This is a genomic window from Pseudomonas sp. MYb541 (assembly GCF_037479595.1).
GTDB classification, from domain to species: Bacteria; Pseudomonadota; Gammaproteobacteria; order Pseudomonadales; family Pseudomonadaceae; genus Aquipseudomonas; species Aquipseudomonas canadensis.
On the sequence record NZ_JBBGYS010000012.1, the window covers coordinates 1 to 20018 of the forward strand.

Sequence of the window (20018 nt, forward strand, 5' to 3'; positions counted from 1 at the left end):
GAGTTCGATGCGTTCGACTTTGCCTACGAGCAACACGTAGGAAAGCGCCCCGAGCAACGCCAGCACCGCGATATAGGTAATCGCCGGTGCAAACGAATCGCCACTGGCCAGAAAGCCAATCACGATCGGCGTGGCAATCGCCGACAGGTTGCCGATGAAGTTGAACACCCCACCGGTCAGCCCCAACAGGCGGGCCGGTGCCAGGGTCGACACCAGCGACCAGGTAATCGACGCCAATCCATTACCAAAGAACGCCACCGCCAGGAACGCAATTACCCACGCCGTCGAATCCACGTAGTTGGCACCGATGATCGCCGTGGAAATCAGCAGCCCGCCGATGATCGGCAACTTGCGGGCAAAGCCCACCGACGCACCACGACGAATCAGCCAGTCGGAAAAGATCCCGGAACACAGCACGCCGACAAACGCCGCGAGGAATGGCAACGACGCCAGCAAGCCGGACTTGATGAAGTCCATGCCGCGGTATTTCACCAAGTAGGTCGGGAACCATGTCAGGAAGAACCACAGCGTGGAGTTGAGGCAGAACTGCCCCAGGTAGATGCCCCACAGCTTGCGCTTGCTCAACACGATGCCCAGGTCGACCCAACTGAACGGCGCCTTGGCAGCTTTTTCCTGCATATCAACCAAGCCGCCACCTTCACGGATCAGGTCGATTTCAGCGGCGTTCGCGCCTTTGAAGTCTTTCGGCTCACGGTACACCGCGTACCAGATAACTGCCCACAGGATCCCCGCGCCACCGGTCGCGACAAACACCATGTGCCAGCCAAATGCATGCTGCAGCCAGGCCAGTACCGGCGTCAGGAATGCCAACCCGACAAACTGCCCGGAGGTATAGACGCCAATCGCCGTGGCGCGCTCGCGCTCAGGGAACCAGGTGGTGACTACGCGGCTGTTGATCGGATAGGCCGGGGCCTCTAAAGCCCCTACTGCCATGCGCAACACAAACAGCGCGATAAAGCTGGCCGCGAAGCCGAGCATGACGGTGGCGATGGACCACAACAGCAGCGCCGCCGTGTAGAGAATACGCGGCGGCACGCGGTCCACCAGCCAACCGCCGGGAATCTGCATGGCGGCGTAGGTCCAGCCGAACGCAGAGAAAATCAGCCCGACGTGCACCGGGTCGATCCCCAGTTCACTGGTCAGGGCCGGGGCGGCGATGGACAGGTTGCTGCGGTCGAGGTAGTTGATCACCACGGTGATAAACAGCAGCACCATGATGAAGAAACGCTTTCTGGTAGGCGTGACTAAAGAAGCCTGCCCGTTGAAGGATTCAGGGTGCATGGGGGGTGCCTCTTCTTATGTTTGTTGAGGACAAGTCTTACTGAAGGAACCGGATCTAAATGTGGGAGCTGGCTTGCCTGCGAAGACGGTGTATAAGTGCCAGCGATGCAAGCTGACCCACCGCCTTCGCAGGCAAGCCAGCTCCCACATTCTTTACCGCGTTCCTTCAGAGGACTATTACCACTCGGCGAAGCTGCCGTCGGCATGCCGCCAGATCGGGTTGCGCCAGCGGTGGCCGATGGCCGCGCGTTCGATCACGTATTCCTCGTTGATCTCGATGCCCAGGCCCGGTCCGTTGGGGATCTTCACAAAGCCTTGGTCATAGTCGAACACCCCCGGATCGCGCACGTAATCGAGCAGGTCATTGCTCTCGTTGTAGTGGATGCCCAGGCTTTGTTCCTGGATAAACGCGTTGTAGCAGACCGCGTCCAGTTGCAGGCACGCCGCCAGGGCAATCGGGCCCAGCGGGCAGTGCAGGGCCAGGGCCACGTCGTAGGCTTCGGCCATGTTGGCGATCTTGCGGGTTTCGGTGATGCCACCGGCATGGGACGCATCCGGCTGGATGATGTCGACGTAGCCTTCGCTGAGCACACGCTTGAAATCCCAACGCGAGAACAGGCGCTCGCCCAGGGCAATCGGCGTGCTAGTCAGCGGTGCCAGCTCTTTCAGCGCTTCGTAGTTCTCGCTGAGCACCGGCTCTTCGATGAACATCAGTTTGTACGGGTCGAGTTCCTTCATCAGCACCTTGGCCATAGGCTTGTGCACCCGGCCATGGAAGTCGACGCCGATGCCGACGTTGGGGCCGACCGCATCACGTACGGCGGCGACGTTGGCCAGAGCCAGGTCGACTTTTTCAAAGCTGTCGACGAACTGCAGTTCTTCGGTGCCGTTCATTTTTACCGCCGTGAAGCCACGGGCCACGGCCTCTTTGGCGGCGCGGGCGGTGTCTGCGGGGCGGTCGCCGCCGATCCATGAGTACACGCGGATCTTGTCGCGCACCTGGCCACCGAGCAAGTCGCTGACGGAAACACCGAGGGCCTTGCCCTTGATGTCCCACAGCGCCTGGTCGATGCCGGCGAGGGCACTCATGTGCACGGCGCCGCCTCGGTAGAAGCCGCCGCGATAGAGCACGGTCCAGATGTCTTCGATATTGCGTGGGTCTTTGCCGATCAGGTAGTCGGACAATTCTTCAACGGCCGCTGCCACGGTGTGAGCGCGGCCTTCGACTACGGGCTCACCCCAGCCGGTCACGCCCTGGTCGGTCTCGACCTTGAGGAAGCACCAGCGCGGCGGGACGATAAAGGTCGTCAGTTTGGTGATTTTCATCTGTTATCTCTCTTATAGATGCGGCGCCTGTGGGCGCGAAACTTGATTCAGTTCAGGGCGTTCCAGGCGGCGACATAAGCCTGGGCGCGGCTCGCTACCTGATCCACGGTCATACCCGGTTTGAACAACCCGGAACCCAACCCGAAGCCTTTCGCGCCGGCGTCGGTGAACACCTGCATGTTGTCCGGGGTGATGCCTCCCACCGGCAGCAGCAAGGTGCCGGCCGGCAAGACCGCCAGCCACGCCTTGATTACCGAAGGGCCCATTTGCTCGGCGGGGAACAGCTTCAACACGTCAGCACCTTCGGCCAGTGCCGCAAAAGCTTCGGTGGGCGTGGCCACACCCGGGGACAGAAACAGGCCCGCGGCTTTGGCGGCACGCAACACCTTGGCATCGCTGTGGGGCATGACGATCACCTGGCCACCGGCAGCCTTCACTTGCTCGACCTGCTCTGGCGTCAGCACCGTGCCGGCACCGATCAGGCAATCGGCGGGCAAGCTGTCGCGCAGGGTGCGGATACTGGTGTAGGGATCAGGCGAATTCAGCGGGACTTCGATCACCCGAAACCCCGCCTGGTACAGCACCTGGCCGACTGCCTGGGCTTCGTCAGGGCGAATGCCGCGCAGGATGGCGATCAAACCGTTTTGCGCGAGTGCTTGCTTGAGCATGTCAGGCCTCCAGTACAGGTTGAGTGAGCCCGGCCGCAAAGGCCAGTTGCCACAGGCCGCGCTCGGTGGCTTCCTGCGCCAGGCTGACGTGGGCAAAGCCGCAGAGGGCGAGGGCGCGTTGATAGCGGGCGCAAAGGGGCGTGGCGCCGACCAGGATGATCGGCTTGTGTTTGGCGCTGTCGGGAAGACCGGCGAGTTCATGGCCGATAAGCAAGCCGGACAGGTAATCGGGCTGTTGGTCAGCGGCGAGTTCGCCGGTGAGCCCCAGGGTGCGGGCACTGAACAAGGTGGACAGCACGCCGCGCTGGCCGTCTTCGGAAAGCGCCACGTGCACGCCTCGGTCGAAGGCTTCGACCTGGAATTGTTCGGACGGCAGCTGAGTACGCCCAAGGATGCTGTGTTTGCTCAACACCGCAAACAGCTCGCCGGTCATAAAGGTATCGAAATGCGTGATGCAGCCCTCGACCACCTCGACCCACTTGGAATGGCTGCCCGGCAGGCCGATCAACACATCGGCGCCCAGCCCTTGCAGCACGCCCAGCACTTGGGTTTCTTCGCCACGCATCACGTTGGGCAAGCCGACCTGCTCGATCACGCCCGGCACGATGTGCACATCCACGCCGCGCAGGCTGTGCACCTGATGCAGCGCCTGGCCGAGGCTGGCGACATCGACCGGGGTATTGCGATAGGCCGCTTCGCTCCAGCCCTGGGCGCTGCCGACCATGCCACAGGCAATTACCGGTAACCCCGGCTGGGCGTCGAGCCAATCCCCGCACGCCGCATCGAACGCCAACTCGAAGCCGTTGCTGCAACGCACGCCGGCAATGTCCCGGGGTTCGCTGGGCAAATGCATGATGCCCCACCCCAGCGAGCGTTGTTCCAGCACCACGCCGGCGGGGCCGAGTTTATAAGCACGAAGGGAGCTGGTTCCCCAATCGAGCGCGATCAATTGCGCCTGCATCGCTTCACCTGAGTTCTGAGCGGATGCAGCGAATATAAACCTACGCGAACGCAAGTCTCAATATATAAATATCAATCCCATATTTAGGGATTCCATTTAAGAAAAGGCTGACAGGTTCAGCTCCCGCATCGCCCCCATCCAGACGGCATAGTCAGTGTGGTCCTTCAGGTCATCACCGGTTTCGGGGTGCAAAAAAACCACCAGGCCATTGCGATGAATCACCAACCACGGCAACACGACACCGATGTACTCAGGATCGAACGCCAGCTGGCAGCTCCAATCCGGGTGCGGGCCCACCGGTCGTTCGTGCACACGGCCCATGCGCAGTGGGAAGAGTTTGGCGGCGTCTTCGCACAAGGTGCGCGCCTGTTCGATGGTGCTCGCGTCGAAGTAGATATGGGCGTGGTAGCCCTTGATACGTTGCATGGCGGACTCCGGATCCAATATGCGCCAGATGCTAGACCGCAATGGACGGCAGGGCCAGCCCGGTCAGCGACTGCGCGCTGCTGGCTTGCTCCGCCACCAGCCAGTCAACGAAACGCTCGACCAATTGCCCCCGACGTTTGCGCTGGGGTTGCACCACGTAATAGCCAAAGCGCGAGATCACCGTGTCGCTGACCGGCCGGCACAACCAGCCCTGTTCCAGCAGGTTATCCACAAGGTGCCGCCAGCCGATGGCCACGCCCTGGCCGGCAATCGCCGCCTGAATGAGTAGGGTGTAGTTGTCGAAACGCAGTTGGCCCGGCGTTGGTACGCTGGCGATGCCCAGTTCGCGAAACACACCGCTCCAGTCGAACCATTGGCTGTTGTTTTCCTGGCGCAGGTGCAGCAGCGGAAAATCGTGCAAATTTTGCACAGTCAGCGGCGTGGCCTGTTCCTTGAGCCACATTGGGCTGCACACCGGGAACACTTCCTCGTTGAACAACCATAGGCTGTCGCCCTGCTTGAAACGGCCGTCACCAAACAACACTGCCACGTCGATATCGCTGCGCAAGGTGGCGTGGTTGCGCTCGCTGGTCACCAAGCTGACATCGACCTGCGGGTTGGCCTGGTGAAATCGATGCAGGCGCGGCATCAGCCAATAAGCGGCGAAGGCGAAGTCGGTGGCGACTTGCAACACTTCATGCTGGTCCTGTTGGGTGATGAGGCTCAGGCCCTGGTTGATGCCCTGCAAACCGCCCTGCACATGCTCGAACAGCAGGGCGCCGGCGTCGGTCAGTTCGATCCCCCGGTAGATGCGATCAAACAGGCGGATCGCCAACTGTTCTTCCAGGCGCTTGATCTGTTGGCTGATGGCCGGCTGGGTGGTGCCCAGTTCCATCGCTGCGGCGGTAAAGCTGCGATGACGTGCGGCGGCTTCGAAAGCACGCAGCAAATCGAGGGACAGGTCACCAAGGGCTTCATACATAAGCTGTGCTTATCCTAGACATTGCTTTTCATGGGCTTTACCCCACTTTTCATGGGCTGCATGCTCTTTCGCATAAACACCGCCTATGGAATGCCGATAGATCATGAAGCGCAAGAACATTCTTTTCATCATGGCCGATCAAATGGCCGCGCCGTTGCTTCCGTTCTACGGTTCTTCGCCTATCAAACTACCGAATTTGAGCCGCCTCGCCGCACAAGGCGTGGTGTTCGATGCCGCCTATTGCAACAGCCCGTTGTGCGCGCCGTCGCGTTTCACCCTGGTGAGTGGCCAGTTGCCGAGCAAGATCGGCGCCTACGACAACGCCGCCGATTTCCCCGCCGACGTGCCGACCTACGCCCACTACCTGCGCCGCCTCGGCTACCGCACCGCGCTGTCGGGCAAGATGCACTTCTGCGGTCCCGACCAGTTGCATGGCTACGAAGAACGCCTGACCAGCGACATCTACCCCGCCGACTATGGCTGGGCGGTGAACTGGGATGAGCCGGACGTGCGCCCCACTTGGTACCACAACATGTCGTCGGTGCTGCAAGCCGGGCCGTGCGTGCGCACCAACCAGCTGGATTTCGACGAAGAGGTGGTGTTCAAGGCCCAGCAATACCTGTTCGACCATATCCGCGAAGACGGCGACCAGCCGTTCTGCCTGACGGTGTCGATGACTCACCCCCATGACCCGTACACCATTCCCAAGCCGTTCTGGGACCTGTACGACGACGCTGATATCCCTTTGCCTACAACACCCGCGCAAAGCGATCTCGACCCACATTCCCAGCGCCTGCTCAAGGTCTACGACCTGTGGGACAAGCCGCTGCCGGTGGATAAGATCCGCGATGCACGCCGTGCCTACTTCGGCGCGTGCAGCTACATCGACAGCAACGTCGGCAAGCTGCTGCAGACCCTGGAAGACACCGGCCTGGCCGATGACACCCTCATCATCTTCTCCGGCGACCACGGCGACATGCTCGGCGAACGTGGCCTCTGGTACAAAATGCACTGGTTTGAAATGGCCGCCCGCGTACCGCTGCTGATCAGTGCGCCAGGGCAATTCGCGGCGGGCCGCGTCAGCAAAGCCGTGTCCACCGCCGACCTGTTGCCGACCCTGGTGGAACTGGCCGGCGGCGAGCTGGACCCGCGCCTGCCGCTGGACGGCCGCTCGCTGGTCCCACACTTGCGAGGGCAGGGCGGGCACGACGAAGTGTTCGGCGAATACATGGCCGAAGGCACCATCGGCCCGCTGATGATGATTCGCCGTGGCGCCTACAAATTCATCTACAGCGAAGACGACCCTTGTCTACTGTTCGATGTACACAACGACCCTCGGGAGCAGGAAGAACTCAGCCAGTCGCCGCAGCATCAGGCGCTGTTTGCAGCCTTCCTGGACGAGGCGCGGGCCAAATGGGACATCCCGGCGATCCACCAACAGGTGCTCGCCAGCCAACGCCGCCGCCGTCTGGTGTTTGAAGCACTGACCCAGGGCAAGCTGAAGAGCTGGGATCACCAGCCACTGGTGGACGCCAGTCAGCAATACATGCGCAACCATATCGACCTCGACGACCTGGAGCGCAAGGCACGTTATCCACAACCCTGCCAAAACCAATAACACTGAGGGAAGGCCATGCAAAAATTAACTGTGATGCTGGGGCTCCTGGCGCTGGGAAGCGCCAATGTTTACGCAGACGCCAGTTGTGAAACGGTAAAGATGGCCGATCCGGGCTGGAGCGATATTGCGGCCACCAATGCCATCACCGGTTTCCTCCTGACGGGCATGGGCTATAAACCCAAGGTCGACACCCTGGCGGTGCCGATTACGTTTGGCGGGCTCAAGGACGGCCAGGTGGATGTGTTCCTGGGCAACTGGATGCCGGCGCAGCAGGGCTTCTATGACAAGTTCGTGGCCAATGGCGACGTGGTGCAATTGGCGAAGAACCTCGACGGCACCGAGTTCACCCTCGCCGTGCCGGACTATGTGTGGGACGCCGGGGTGCATGACTTTGCCGACCTGAACAAATTTGCCGACAAGTTCGACAAGAAGATCTACGGCATCGGCTCCGGCGCGCCGGCGAATATTTCGTTGCAGGAGATCATCAAGAAGAACGACTTCGCGCTCGGCCAGTGGAAGTTGGTGGAGTCCAGCGAACAAGCGATGCTCGCCGAAGTGTCGCGCGCCGTTAAAAAGCAGAAGTTCGTGACCTTCCTCGGCTGGACCCCGCACCCGATGAACGTGCAGTTGAAAATGCACTACCTCAAAGGCGGCGAGAAATATTTTGGTGACACCGGCAGCGTGTATACCTTGACCCGCAAGGGCTACGCACAGGCCTGCCCAAACGTAGGAAAACTGCTGACCAACCTGAGTTTTACCCAGGAGATGGAGAACAGCATCATGGCCGAGGTGGCCAACAACAAGGTCAGCAATGCCGATGCGGCGAAGGCGTGGATCAAGGCCAACCCGGCGGTATTGGATAAGTGGCTGGATGGCGTGAAGACCGTAGATGGCAAGGATGCACTGGCGGCCGTAAAAGCCAAACTCTAAGCCTCACCGCCAAGCCCTGTGGAAACTGGCTTGTGTGGGAGCTGGCTTGCCTGCGATGCAGACGACTCGGTCGGTCAGTTAGACCGAGGTGATTCTATCGCAGGCAAGCCAGCTCCCACAGGGGCCGGTGTGTGCTGATACCCTGATGCAAACCTTTCAATCCGAGCCTTTCATGCCCCGGCCCAACCGCCATACACTTTTCCCCTTCCTCGCCTGGCTCCCGCGCCAGACCCGCGCCAGTGTTGGCCGGGATGCGATGGTGGGCCTCAGTGGCGCGGTTCTCGCCTTGCCACAGTCAATTGCCTACGCGCTGATCGCCGGTCTCCCACCCGAATACGGCCTATACGCCGCGATCATCCCAGTGCTGATCGCCTGCCTCTGGGGTTCGTCCTGGCACCTGATCTGCGGCCCCACGGCGGCGATTTCCATTGTGCTCTACGCCAGCGTCAGCCCGCTGGCCGTGCCGGGCTCACAGGACTACATCACCCTGATCCTGTTGCTCACCTTCCTCGCCGGGGTGTTCCAGTGGCTACTGGGCATGCTGCGTTTTGGCGCGCTGGTGAATTTTGTCTCCCATTCGGTGGTGCTCGGTTTCACCCTGGGTGCCGCCGTGGTGATTGCGCTCGGGCAACTGCCCAATCTGCTGGGGCTGGATTTGCCGAGCCAAGCCACGGCGATCAACAGCCTGCTGGCACTGATCCACCATAGCGGCGAATGGGATCATGCCTCACTCATCCTCGGACTCGGCACCTTGCTGGTTGGCGCACTGCTCAAATACCTCGTACCGCGCTGGCCGACCCTGTTGATCGCCCTGGCGCTGGGCAGCCTGGTGGCGTGGCTGTGGCCGGCGATGTTCGGGCATGTGGCGCTGGTCAGTTCGTTTATCGGTAAACTGCCGCCGTTCAGCCCGTTGCCCATGGACCTGGACGTGATCCTGCGCCTGCTGCCGAGCGCCGTGGCGGTGGGCATGCTGGGGTTGGTGACCAGCCTGTCGATTGCCCGCTCGCTGTCGGCACGTTCGCAGCAATTGCTCGACGCCAATCAGGAAGTGCGTGCGCAGGGCTTATCCAACATCGTTGGCGGATTTTTCTCCGGGTATTTGTCAGCCGGTTCGTTCACACGCTCTGGTCTCAGCTACGAGGCGGGCGCCTGTTCGCCGTTGGCGGGCGTGTTTTCCGCATTGTGGGTGGCACTGTTTGCGCTGTTTGGCGCGGCATTGATCGCCCATATTCCGATCCCAAGCATGGCAGCGAGCATCTTGCTGATCAGTTGGGGGCTGGTGGACCGTCGCGGTATTCGCGCTTTATTCCGCGTCAGTCGCGCCGAATTCGTGGTGATGAGCCTGACCTGCGTCGCCACCTTGCTGCTGGAGCTGCAAACAGCGATTTACGCCGGGGTGCTGGCGTCGCTGTTTTTCTACCTCAAGCGCACGTCGCAGCCACGGGTTCAGCAATGGCGTGATGGTGATGAGGATGTGCTGCGAGTGGGCGGTTCGATCTTTTTCGGCGCCAGCCACTACCTGCAAGTGCGCCTGCAAAGCCTACAGGGCGAACGGGTGGTGATCGAGGCGCAGCAGATCAACTTTATCGACTATTCCGGGGTGGAGATGCTGCACCAGGAGGCGCGGCGCTTGCGGGGGTTGGGGCGCAGCTTGACGTTGCGTCGGGCGCGGCCACAGGTCGTTGAAGAACTGAAGAAGCTGGAGGGGGCCGACAAGTGCCCCCTCCATTTCGAAGACTGAACCCACCCCCTGTAGGAGACCGGTTTGCCGGCGATAGCGCCCGCGAGGTCAGCACACGTCTTGAGGGCCAATCGCCGGCAAGCCGGCTCCTACAATGACCGTGCCCACGTCAGATCGATGTCAGGCCAACTGGCGGCGCAGTTCAGCCAACACCGGCGCTGACTCCGGGCGCACGCCGCGCCACAGGAAGAACGCTTCCGCCGCTTGCTCAACCAGCATGCCCAGGCCATCCATTGCCACGGCTGCGCCTTGTTCGTTGGCCCAGCGGCAGAACGCGGTCGGCTTCTTGGCGTACATCATGTCGTAGCAAAACGTCTTGCCTGGCTCGATCAGGCTGCCGGCAATCGGCGGTACATCGCCTGACAGGCTGGCGGAAGTGGCGTTGATGATCACGTCCACCGGCTCACGCAGCCAGTCGAAACCACTGGCGGACACCGGGCCAAGATCATCGAACAACTCGGCGAGTAGTTCGGCCTTTTCCACGGTTCGGTTGGCGATGATCAGCGAAGCGGGCTGTTCGGCCAACAACGGTTCCAATGCGCCGCGCACCGCGCCTCCGGCGCCCAACAACAGGATGCGTTTGCCTTGCAGGCTCAACCCGGCGTTGACCGTGAGGTCGCGCACCAGGCCAGCGCCATCGGTGTTGTCACCCAATAGGCTGCCGTCGGCCAGCTTGCTCAGGGTGTTCACCGCGCCCGCGCGTTGGGCGCGTTCGGTCAAGGTGTTGGCCAAACGGTATGCCTCTTCCTTGAACGGCACGGTGACGTTCGCACCACGGCCTTGTTGAAAAAACTCACGGGCACAGCCGGTGAAATCTTCCAAGGGCGCCAGCAAGGTGCTGTAGTCCAGTTGCTCGCCGGTCTGCTCGGCGAACATGCGATGGATCAGCGGCGACTTGCTGTGGCCGATGGGGTTACCGAACACGACATAGCGGTCCATCAGACAGCCGCCTTGGGCGCGGTCAGGCCCAGCCAATCACGGTCTTGCAGGAAGTAGTCGGTGAGACGCGCTTCTTCGCTGCCGGCCTCGGCTTTCCAGTCGTAGCTCCAGCGCACTTGCGGCGGCAACGACATCAGGATCGACTCGGTGCGCCCGCCCGATTGCAGGCCGAACAGGGTGCCACGGTCGTAGACCAGGTTGAATTCAACGTAGCGGCCGCGACGGAATTCCTGGAATTCGCGCTGCTGCTCGGTGTAGGCGGTGGCCTTGCGGCGCTGCACGATCGGCAAGTAGGCGTCGATGTAGGCGTCACCGATGGCGCGGATGAAGGCGAAGCAGGTGTCAAAGTCCCATTCGTTCAGATCATCGAAGAACAGGCCACCGATGCCGCGCGGTTCGTTGCGGTGCTTGATGTGGAAGTAGGTGTCGCACCAGGCTTTGTAGCGCGAATACACGTCTGGACCGAACGGTGCACAGGCCTGCTCGGCCACGCGGTGCCAGTGGATGCAGTCTTCGTCGTTGCCATAGTAAGGCGTGAGGTCGAAACCACCGCCGAACCACCACACCGGCTCTTCGCCTTCTTTTTCAGCGATGAAAAAGCGCACGTTGGCGTGGGAAGTCGGTACGTGTGGGTTGTGCGGGTGGATCACCAGCGACACCCCCAAGGCCTCAAAGCCACGGCCGGCCAGCTCAGGCCGATGCGCGCTGGCGGACGGTGGCAGACCGCTGCCAAACACGTGGGAAAAGTTGACGCCGCCTTTTTCGATCACCGAACCGTTTTCGATCACGCGGGTGCGACCTCCGCCGCCCGCAGGCCGGGTCCACGCGTCTTCGATAAAGCGAGTGTCCGTCTCAAAGGTTTCCAGGGCGCTGCAAATGCGGTCTTGCAGGTCAAGCAGGTAGGCCTTTACAGCCTCGGTGCGGGTAGTCATGGCATCACCTTGAATCGGGCAAAGCTACGCGAGGCCATTGGGCGTCGGCGGCAAATGGGCGCACAGGATACCACTGCACCCGGTTGCGCCGCAGTTGACGAAGATCAAGCTTAGGAGTGGGATAGGGGGCTATGCGAATTCGACCCAAGGAGAAGGCAGATGGCAAAACGTATCCAGTTCAGCGCCCATGGCGGCCCCGAAGTGCTTGAGTATGTGGACTACACGCCGGCCGAGCCGGGCCCGCAGCAGGTTCGCGTGCGTAACGAGGCGATTGGCCTCAACTTCATCGACACCTATTTCCGCAGCGGCCTGTATGCGCCGCCCGCATTGCCATCGGGGTTGGGCGCAGAAGGCGCCGGGGTGGTCGACGCGGTCGGCAGTGAGGTCACTCAATTCAAAGTCGGTGACCGCGTGGCCTACGGCAGCGGCCCGCTGGGCGCCTACAGCCAACTGCATGTGTTGCCCGCCGCCAACCTGGTACATCTGCCGGACGACATCAGCTTCGAACAAGCCGCCGGCGCCATGCTCAAGGGCCTGACCGTGCAGTACCTGCTGCGCCAGACCTATGAATTGAAAGGCGGTGAGACCATCCTGTTCCACGCTGCGGCCGGCGGCGTAGGCTCCCTGGCCTGCCAATGGGCCAAGGCGCTGGGCGTTAAGTTGATCGGCACGGTCAGCTCGCCGGAAAAAGCCGCCCTGGCCAAATCCCTCGGCGCCTGGGAAACCATTGACTACAGCAAGGAAAACGTCGCACAGCGCGTGCTGGAATTGACCGACGGCAAAAAAGTGCCAGTGGTGTACGACGGCGTCGGCAAGGACACCTGGCTGACCTCGCTGGACAGCGTAGCGCCGCGTGGGCTGGTGGTGAGTTTCGGCAATGCATCAGGCGCGGTGGACGGGGTGAACCTGGGGATCCTGTCGGCCAAGGGCTCGTTGTACGTCACCCGGCCGACCCTGGCGACCTACGCCAACAACCCGCAAAACCTGCAGGCGATGGCGGATGACCTGTTCTCGATGATCAAGAGCGGCAAGGTGCGCATTGATATCAACCAGCGGTATGCGCTGGCGGAGGCGGCGAAAGCGCAGACGGAGTTGTCGGGGCGACGCACGACGGGGTCGACCATTCTGTTGCCGTAAGACAATGAATATCAGGAGCCTGTAAGGCCTCATCGCGGGCAAGCCCGGCTCCCACATTTGACCGCGTTTTCATGCAGAACACTGATCAAGTGTGGGAGCCGGGCTTGCCCGCGATGGCCGCACCTCGGTCTCAGGAAGGCCGCACCACCTCACCCGTCACCAGGTCGCGAATCAGGCTCGGGTTCTTGCGCCCACCCAGGGCGCCACCCAATACCAGGTCCACTTGGCCACGGAAGTATTGCTCCACGCGAATCCGCGTGCGCGCCGCCGGGCGACCCTGTGGGTTGGCCGAAGTAGAAATCAACGGCCCTACCAGCGAGCACAAATCCCTCACCAGCGGATGGTCAGTCACCCGCAGCGCTACGGTGTCGTGCACACCCGTCACCCACTCCGGCAACAAGTCCTGATGGGGCACCAGCCAGGTGTTCGGCCCTGGCCAGGTGCTGGCCATGCGGTCGATCCAGTCCTGCGGGAAGTCTTCGAACAGAAAGTCGAACTGACGGATGTTGTCCGCCACCAGGATCAGGCCCTTGTCCACCGAACGGTTCTTGATGGCGAGCAAACGGTCCACTGCTTCTTCGTTCCACGGGTCGCAGCCCAAGCCCCAAACCGCTTCGGTTGGATAGGCAATCACCGCGCCTGCGCGAATTTCTCGTGCGGTTTCCAGCACACGCCACCGGTTGACCATTGTTCACTCTCCAGACTAAAGCTCTGCGCAGTTTACCGATCTTCTTTACAAAACCTAGCAACGCGCAAGCCAGCGCCCGCTTTCGCAGATGACCTGACCTTCGAGCTCAAGCTCCGTAAGGGTTGCCAGCACCTGGGACAACGATCGCCCACTGGCAATCGCCAAGGCTTCACTGGTGTGGGGTGCCGCGTGCAGCAGTGCCACCAACGGATGGACAACAGGCATCGGGGCAGGGCGTGACAACGCCTGCCAACCACGCAAACCTTCCAGGATGTGTTCGATAGTCTCCACCAACACCGCGCCATCGCGGATCAACTGATGACAGCCCTTGGCGCCGGGATGGTGGATGGAACCCGGGATCGCATACACCTCGCGCCCTTGCTCCGCCGCCAGCTTCGCCGTGATCAGCGAACCGCTGGCCATGCTGGCTTCCACCACCAACACACCCAGGGACAGGCCACTGATGATCCGGTTGCGGCGGGGAAAATTGCCCGCCTGGGGCGGTGCGTCCAGAGGAAACTCGGAAATCACGGCGCTGCCTTGGTCAATCATCGCCGCCGCCAGCCGTCGGTGGCGCTGTGGATAAAAGTTTTCCAGCCCGGTGCCGAGCACACCGATTGTCTGGCCACCCACATCCAATGCCGCCTGATGGGCTGCACCGTCAATGCCTAACGCAAGGCCACTGGTGATGACAAAACCGGCGCTCGCCAGACTGCGCGAAAACGCTGCCGCCGTGTCCATGCCGGGACGCGATGCACGACGACTACCCACCATCGCGAGTTGCGGTTTTTCCAGGATCGCAGGGTCACCGGCGACGAATAGCAACGGCGGCGCGTCATCGATCTGGGCAAGCAGTGCGGGGTAGTCAGGCTGGTCCCACATCAGTAAATGCTGGGCCGGACGGGCCAGCCAGGCCAATGCCGCGCTGGCGCCGTCGCGGATTTCATGACTGCGCCGGGCATCGGCGCTGATGGCCGGCAACCCCAGCGAACGCCAGGCACTGGCAGGTGCGCTGATGGCTTTTGAGGCAGAGCCGAAGGCCTCGATCAATAAGCGAAAACGTTTCTGACCCAGTTCCGGCAGCCTGTGCAAGCGTAGTCGAGCTTCCAGTTCTGACGGGGATATTTCGTGGTTGTTTGTCGGATACATCTGATCATCCTTGACCGTAACAAGCTGTGGATAACTCTGTTGGTAACTTATTTAGCAGGCTATTCATTGCGTTTGATGAGCAGTCTCGAAACGGTCCATCACTGCCAGGGGTCGTGAGGCATTGAGAACCAGGCCGTAACTGAGTTTTTCGTAGGTGCGAAACACCAGCAGGGTGCCGGCGCGTTCATCGGGCAGTTTGGTCGGTGCGCCGGTCAGGCTGTCGCGAACCTTGGCGCCGGTCTTGATCACGCTGAGCAGTTGGCCTTCGGCCAGGCCGTCACGACGACCCTTGTTCAGGGTCACGGCATCCAGCACGCCGATCTGGGTCACGCCCTTGGGGATATCGATGATCTGCCCTTCGATAAAGGGCGTGGTTGGCGAGACCGCAAAGGCTGTCGGATCGGCCGGAGGTTGTGCACGCAACAGACGGTCACCGGGTCGCACCTCCTGGGTAATACGTTGCACGGCCAGGGTGGTGAGGTCGCCAGCCGTTACAAAACGGGCGGTGCCAATGTCGTCGGCGTTGATCCCCAGCAGTTCTCGGGTCTGCGGGTCGGTGTAGACCTTGCCGCGTCGGAATATGCCGTAATGGGGTTGGGAAGGGTCCAGGTTGCCCCTGGCATGCACCCGCTCGCCATTGGCGCCGAGCACGCGGCCAGCCTCGGCAGCGACGATGTACGGCGCGTTGTCCAGGTCCTGGGGTGTATCAAGGATGCGGTTATGCAGCAGGAATCGCTGGATAGCCTGTTGCGTCGGTTGTTCCAGGCGCTGGATGGGCTGGGGCAGCAGGGCCATGGAAAACGGGGACCACAGCAGCAAGACGAGTAGCGATTTCCTCATGGGGTGAATCTCCTTTATTATGTGCGTTCGCGTGAAATGCCTTGGCCTTCGCGGCTTTTAAGGGTTTCACACCGGTCGTGTGGGTCCATCCCAACGCCGATTTGCCTCTACCTCACATGTGCAGCAATTACGCTTATGGCTATTTTGAACATCCTCGAATTCCCCGACTCGCGCCTGCGCACGATCGCCAAACCGGTGGCCGTAGTGGACGACAAGGTTCGTCAGTTGGTCGATGACATGTTTGAAACAATGTATGAAGCCCCGGGTATCGGCCTCGCCGCGACCCAGGTCAACGTGCATCAGCGCGTCGTGGTCATGGACCTGTCGGAAGATCGCAGCGAACCGAGGGTGTACATCAACCCCGAGTTCGAACCGCTGACCGACGAGATGGGCGAATACCAGGAAGGCTGCCTCTCCGTGCCGGAGTTCTACGAGAACGTCGAACGCCCGCTGCGCGTGAAGATCAAGGCCCTGGACCGCGACGGCAAGCCATTCGAGCTGATTGCCGAAGGCCTGCTGGCGGTGTGCATCCAGCACGAATGCGACCACCTCAACGGCAAGCTGTTTGTCGATTACCTGTCCACGCTCAAGCGCGACCGGATCAAGAAGAAGCTGGAAAAAAAGCATCGCCAGCAAGCTTGATGCCCCCTTCCAAAGGCTTGCTGCGGCAAGCCTTTTTCTTTTGTGACTGCTTTTAACCGAGACCTCCCATGACCGAGCCACTGCGCATTGTTTTTGCCGGCACGCCTGAATTTGCCGCCGAACACCTCAAGGCCCTGCTTGCCAGCCCTTATGACATCGTCGCGGTGTACACCCAGCCGGATCGCCCGGCCGGTCGTGGGCAAAAACTGATGCCGAGCCCGGTCAAGCAACTGGCGCTGGCGCACAACATTCCCGTGCTGCAACCGCCGACCCTGCGCAACGCCGAGGCCCAGGCCGAACTGGCCGCGCTGAAGCCGGACTTGCTGGTGGTGGTGGCCTACGGCTTGATCCTGCCGCAAGTGGTGCTGGATATCCCACGCTTGGGCTGCATCAACAGCCATGCCTCGCTGCTGCCACGCTGGCGCGGTGCGGCGCCAATCCAGCGCGCCGTAGAAGCCGGTGACAGCGAAAGCGGTGTGACCGTGATGCGCATGGAAGCCGGCCTGGACACCGGCCCCATGCTGCTCAAGGTCACCACCCCGATCACCGGCGAAGACACCGGAGGCAGCCTGCACGACCGCCTTGCCGAGCTGGGCCCACCTGCTGTGATCCAGGCCATCGCCGGCCTGGCCGCCGGCACCCTGGAAGGCGAAGTGCAGGACGACAAGCTCGCCACCTACGCCCACAAACTCAACAAAGACGAAGCGCGCATCGACTGGAGCCGCCCGGCCGTGGAGCTGGAGCGCTTGGTGCGCGCCTTCAACCCATGGCCGATCTGCCACAGCACCCTCAACGGCGAAGCCTTGAAAGTGCTGGCCGCCACCCTGGCCGAGGGCAAAGGCGCTCCCGGTGAGATCATCGGCGCCAGCAAGGACGGCCTGTTGGTCGCCTGCGGTGAACAGGCGCTGTGCCTGACTCGTCTGCAACTGCCCGGTGGCAAGGCGCTTAATTTCAGCGATTTGTTCAACAGCCGTCGTGAGAAATTTGCCGTGGGCACCCTCCTCGGGGCTGTCCAATGAACCCACGTCTGGCCGCCGCCAAGGCTCTCGCCGCCGTCCTCCAAGGCAAGGCTTCGCTGAACAGTTCATTGCCGACCCAGTTGGACAAGGTCGAAGACCGCGATCGCGGTTTCACCCAGGACCTGGCCTTTGGCACAGCACGCTGGCAGCCACGCTTGTCGGCGCTGGCAACCAAATTACTGCAAAAGCCGTTCAAGGCGGCCGATGCGGATGTCGAGGCGCTGCTGCTGGTGGGCCTCTATCAACTGCTCTACACCCGCGTGCCCGCCCACGCCGCTATCGGCGAAACGGTCGGTTGCGCCGACAAGCTAAAAAAACCCTGGGCCAAGGCCCTGCTCAACGCCGTGCTGCGCCGCGCCCAGCGCGAGAGCGAGGCGCTGCTGGCCGAGCTGGAACATGACCCGGTGGTGCGCACCGCCCATCCGCGCTGGTTGCAAAAGTCCCTGAAGGCGTTCTGGCCTGAGCAGTGGGAAGCCATTTGCGCGGCGAACAATGCGCACCCGCCGATGATCCTGCGGGTCAATCGTCGTCATCGCAGCCGTGACGCCTACCTGCAATTGCTCAACGAGGCCGGCATCAACGCCACGCCATGCGTGTACAGCGTCGACGGCATCGTGCTCGAAGCCGCCACTGACGTGCGCAGCCTGCCGGGCTTTGCCGAGGGCTGGATCAGCGTGCAGGACGAAGCCGCGCAACTGGCCGCCGACCTGCTCGACCTGGCGCCGGGCCAGCGCGTGCTCGACGCCTGCTGCGCGCCAGGCGGTAAGACGTGTCACATCCTGGAAGTCGAAAAAGGCCTGGCCGGTGTCGTCGCTGTCGACCTGGAGGCTAAGCGTCTGGTGCGCGTGCGCGAGAACCTGGCGCGCCTGGGCCTCAGCGCCGAGCTGATCGCTGCCGACGGCCGTGACACCGCCACCTGGTGGGACGGCAAGCCGTTCCAGCGCATCCTGCTCGATGCACCGTGTTCCGCCACCGGCGTGATCCGCCGCCACCCGGACATCAAGCTCACCCGCCAACCCGACGACATCGCCGCCCTGGCCGTGCTGCAAGGCGAGCTGCTCGACGCGCTGTGGCCAACCCTGGAAGTCGGCGGCATCCTGCTCTACGCCACCTGTTCCACCTTGCCGACGGAAAACACCGAGGTGATCGAAGCCTTCCTCGCCCGCACCAGCGGCGCCCGAGAGCTGGACCTTGCCACCACGGCCGGCATCAAGCAGCCCCATGGCCGCCAGTTGCTCGCGCAAGAGGGCGGACACGATGGCTTCTACTACGCCAAACTGATCAAGATCGCCGCCGCGCGCGGCTGAATGGTTTTAAGGGAGTGACCGGATGAAAATCATCATCCTTGGGGCAGGGCAGGTCGGCGGTACGCTGGCCGAACATTTGGCCAGTGAAGCCAACGACATCACCGTGGTCGACACTGATGCCGAGCGCCTGCGCAACCTCGGCGACCGCCTGGACATCCGCACGGTGCAGGGCCGCGCGTCGTTTCCAACCGTGCTGCGCCAGGCCGGCGCCGACGATGCCGACATGCTCGTCGCCGTGACCAACAGCGACGAAACCAACATGGTCGCCTGCCAGGTCGCCCACACCCTGTTCCATACCCCGACCAAGATCGCCCGTGTACGCGAAGCGGCCTACCTGACCCGCGCCGGTCTGTTCGACAACGACGCGATTCCCGTCGACGTGCTGATCAGCCCGGAACAAGTGGTCACCCATTACATCAAGCGCCTGATCGAAATTCCGGGCGCCTTGCAGGTGATCGACTTTGCCGGCGGCAAGGCGCAACTGGTCGCGGTAAAGGCCTATTACGGCGGCCCGCTGGTGGGCCAACAACTGCGTCAGTTGCGTGAGCACATGCCCAATGTGGAAACCCGCGTCGCGGCGATTTTCCGGCGCGACCGCCCGATACTGCCCCAGGGCGATACCGTGATCGAGGCCGACGACGAAGTGTTTTTCATCGCCGCCAAAGCGAATATTCGTGCAGTCATGAGCGAAATGCGCCGCCTCGATGAAACCTATAAGCGCATCGTCATCGCGGGCGGTGGGCAGATCGGCGAGCGTTTGGCCGAAGCCATCGAAAGCCGCTATCAGGTGAAGATCATCGAGATGAGCCCGGCACGTTGCCGGCATTTGTCCGACACCCTCGACAGCACCGTCGTACTGCAAGGCAGTGCCTCGGACCGCGACCTGCTGATGGAAGAGAACATCGCCGACGCAGATATCTTCCTGGCCCTGACCAACGATGACGAAGCCAACATCATGTCGTCGTTGCTGGCCAAGCGGCTGGGCGCGAAAAAAGTGATGACCATCATCAACAACCCCGCCTACGTGGACCTGATCCAGGGCGGCGATATCGACATCGCCATCAGCCCGCAGTTGGCGACCATCGGCACCTTGCTGGCCCACGTACGCCGTGGCGATATCGTCAGCGTGCACTCCCTGCGCCGGGGTGCGGCGGAAGCCATCGAGGCGATTGCCCACGGCGACTCGAAGTCGAGCAAAGTGATCGGCAAGGCCATCCGAGACATCGGCTTGCCGCCGGGCACCACCATTGGCGCGATTATTCGTGATGAAGAGGTGATCATTGCCCACGACGATACGGTGATCGAAACCGGGGACCATGTGATTCTGTTTCTGGTGGATAAAAAACATATCCGCGATGTGGAGAAGCTGTTCCACGTGGGGTTGAGTTTTTTCTGATGACGCTATCGCCGG

The 20018-nt window shown here is 61.9% G+C and carries 19 protein-coding genes; 8 read left to right on the forward strand and 11 right to left on the reverse strand.

Going from position 1 to position 20018, the window contains the following annotated elements:
• The 6 genes from WH299_RS09485 to WH299_RS09510 all read right to left on the reverse strand — a co-directional run.
• Window positions 1-1302: MFS transporter (locus WH299_RS09485; protein ID WP_339550137.1), on the reverse strand; the 1302-nt coding region annotated here is incomplete at its 3' end.
• Window positions 1303-1479: 177 nt separating this feature from the next.
• On the reverse strand, window positions 1480-2628 hold the full coding sequence (gene dgoD / locus WH299_RS09490; RefSeq protein ID WP_003170741.1) for a galactonate dehydratase: 1149 nt from the start codon (window positions 2626-2628) through the stop codon (window positions 1480-1482).
• A 47-nt stretch (window positions 2629-2675) separates the two neighbouring features.
• Window positions 2676-3296, reverse strand: coding sequence for a 2-dehydro-3-deoxy-6-phosphogalactonate aldolase (locus tag WH299_RS09495; RefSeq protein WP_339550138.1), 621 nt, complete (start codon window positions 3294-3296; stop codon window positions 2676-2678).
• 1 nt (window position 3297) lies between these two features.
• On the reverse strand, window positions 3298-4257 hold the full coding sequence (locus WH299_RS09500) for a 2-dehydro-3-deoxygalactonokinase (protein WP_339550139.1): 960 nt from the start codon (window positions 4255-4257) through the stop codon (window positions 3298-3300).
• Between the two features lie 96 nt (window positions 4258-4353).
• Window positions 4354-4683, reverse strand: a complete 330-nt coding sequence (locus WH299_RS09505) for a DOPA 4,5-dioxygenase family protein (protein ID WP_028618611.1) — start codon at window positions 4681-4683, stop codon at window positions 4354-4356.
• A 31-nt stretch (window positions 4684-4714) separates the two neighbouring features.
• On the reverse strand, window positions 4715-5665 hold the full coding sequence (locus WH299_RS09510; protein WP_122730062.1) for a choline sulfate utilization transcriptional regulator: 951 nt from the start codon (window positions 5663-5665) through the stop codon (window positions 4715-4717).
• Window positions 5666-5768: 103 nt separating this feature from the next.
• On the opposite strand from WH299_RS09510, the gene betC reads away from it, so the two are divergent.
• From betC to WH299_RS09525, 3 genes are all read left to right on the forward strand, one after another.
• Window positions 5769-7283: a choline-sulfatase gene (gene betC, locus WH299_RS09515; protein WP_123478388.1), complete on the forward strand. Its 1515-nt coding sequence runs from the start codon at window positions 5769-5771 to the stop codon at window positions 7281-7283.
• 15 nt (window positions 7284-7298) lie between these two features.
• The gene (gene choX / locus WH299_RS09520; RefSeq protein ID WP_122730058.1) at window positions 7299-8213 is read left to right on the forward strand and encodes a choline ABC transporter substrate-binding protein; all 915 of its coding nucleotides are present in this window, start codon (window positions 7299-7301) and stop codon (window positions 8211-8213) included.
• Window positions 8214-8385: 172 nt separating this feature from the next.
• Window positions 8386-9954: a SulP family inorganic anion transporter gene (locus WH299_RS09525; RefSeq protein ID WP_126569400.1), complete on the forward strand. Its 1569-nt coding sequence runs from the start codon at window positions 8386-8388 to the stop codon at window positions 9952-9954.
• 120 nt (window positions 9955-10074) lie between these two features.
• Here WH299_RS09525 and aroE read toward each other — a convergent pair whose 3' ends face one another.
• Together aroE and hemF are read right to left on the reverse strand one after the other, a co-directional pair.
• Window positions 10075-10893, reverse strand: a complete 819-nt coding sequence (aroE, locus tag WH299_RS09530) for a shikimate dehydrogenase (RefSeq protein ID WP_122730056.1) — start codon at window positions 10891-10893, stop codon at window positions 10075-10077.
• Window positions 10893-11825, reverse strand: a complete 933-nt coding sequence (gene hemF, locus WH299_RS09535; protein ID WP_122730054.1) for an oxygen-dependent coproporphyrinogen oxidase — start codon at window positions 11823-11825, stop codon at window positions 10893-10895. The genes aroE and hemF overlap by 1 nt, the downstream gene beginning before the upstream one ends.
• 159 nt (window positions 11826-11984) lie before the next feature.
• Here hemF and WH299_RS09540 point away from each other — a divergent pair, with 159 nt between their 5' ends.
• Window positions 11985-12962 carry a quinone oxidoreductase family protein gene (locus WH299_RS09540; RefSeq protein WP_122686978.1) on the forward strand — a complete coding sequence of 326 codons (978 nt, stop codon included), beginning with the start codon at window positions 11985-11987 and terminating at the stop codon, window positions 12960-12962.
• A gap of 130 nt (window positions 12963-13092) precedes the next feature.
• Here WH299_RS09540 and WH299_RS09545 read toward each other — a convergent pair whose 3' ends face one another.
• From WH299_RS09545 to WH299_RS09555, 3 genes are all read right to left on the reverse strand, one after another.
• Window positions 13093-13650 (reverse strand): L-threonylcarbamoyladenylate synthase, encoded by a 558-nt coding sequence (locus tag WH299_RS09545; protein ID WP_003170728.1) that lies wholly within the window; start codon window positions 13648-13650, stop codon window positions 13093-13095.
• A 54-nt stretch (window positions 13651-13704) separates the two neighbouring features.
• Window positions 13705-14799, reverse strand: a complete 1095-nt coding sequence (gene dprA / locus WH299_RS09550; protein WP_126569403.1) for a DNA-processing protein DprA — start codon at window positions 14797-14799, stop codon at window positions 13705-13707.
• A gap of 63 nt (window positions 14800-14862) precedes the next feature.
• Window positions 14863-15639: a peptidoglycan-binding protein gene (locus tag WH299_RS09555; protein WP_123478392.1), complete on the reverse strand. Its 777-nt coding sequence runs from the start codon at window positions 15637-15639 to the stop codon at window positions 14863-14865.
• Between the two features lie 135 nt (window positions 15640-15774).
• Here WH299_RS09555 and def point away from each other — a divergent pair, with 135 nt between their 5' ends.
• From def to trkA, 4 genes are all read left to right on the forward strand, one after another.
• Window positions 15775-16281, forward strand: a complete 507-nt coding sequence (gene def / locus WH299_RS09560; protein WP_053127413.1) for a peptide deformylase — start codon at window positions 15775-15777, stop codon at window positions 16279-16281.
• A gap of 68 nt (window positions 16282-16349) precedes the next feature.
• Window positions 16350-17300 (forward strand): methionyl-tRNA formyltransferase, encoded by a 951-nt coding sequence (gene fmt / locus WH299_RS09565; protein WP_122730052.1) that lies wholly within the window; start codon window positions 16350-16352, stop codon window positions 17298-17300.
• Window positions 17297-18607, forward strand: a complete 1311-nt coding sequence (gene rsmB, locus WH299_RS09570) for a 16S rRNA (cytosine(967)-C(5))-methyltransferase RsmB (RefSeq protein ID WP_339498119.1) — start codon at window positions 17297-17299, stop codon at window positions 18605-18607. The genes fmt and rsmB overlap by 4 nt, the downstream gene beginning before the upstream one ends.
• A gap of 22 nt (window positions 18608-18629) precedes the next feature.
• Window positions 18630-20003 carry a Trk system potassium transporter TrkA gene (gene trkA / locus WH299_RS09575; protein ID WP_065875588.1) on the forward strand — a complete coding sequence of 458 codons (1374 nt, stop codon included), beginning with the start codon at window positions 18630-18632 and terminating at the stop codon, window positions 20001-20003.
• Window positions 20004-20018 lie beyond the last annotated feature (15 nt).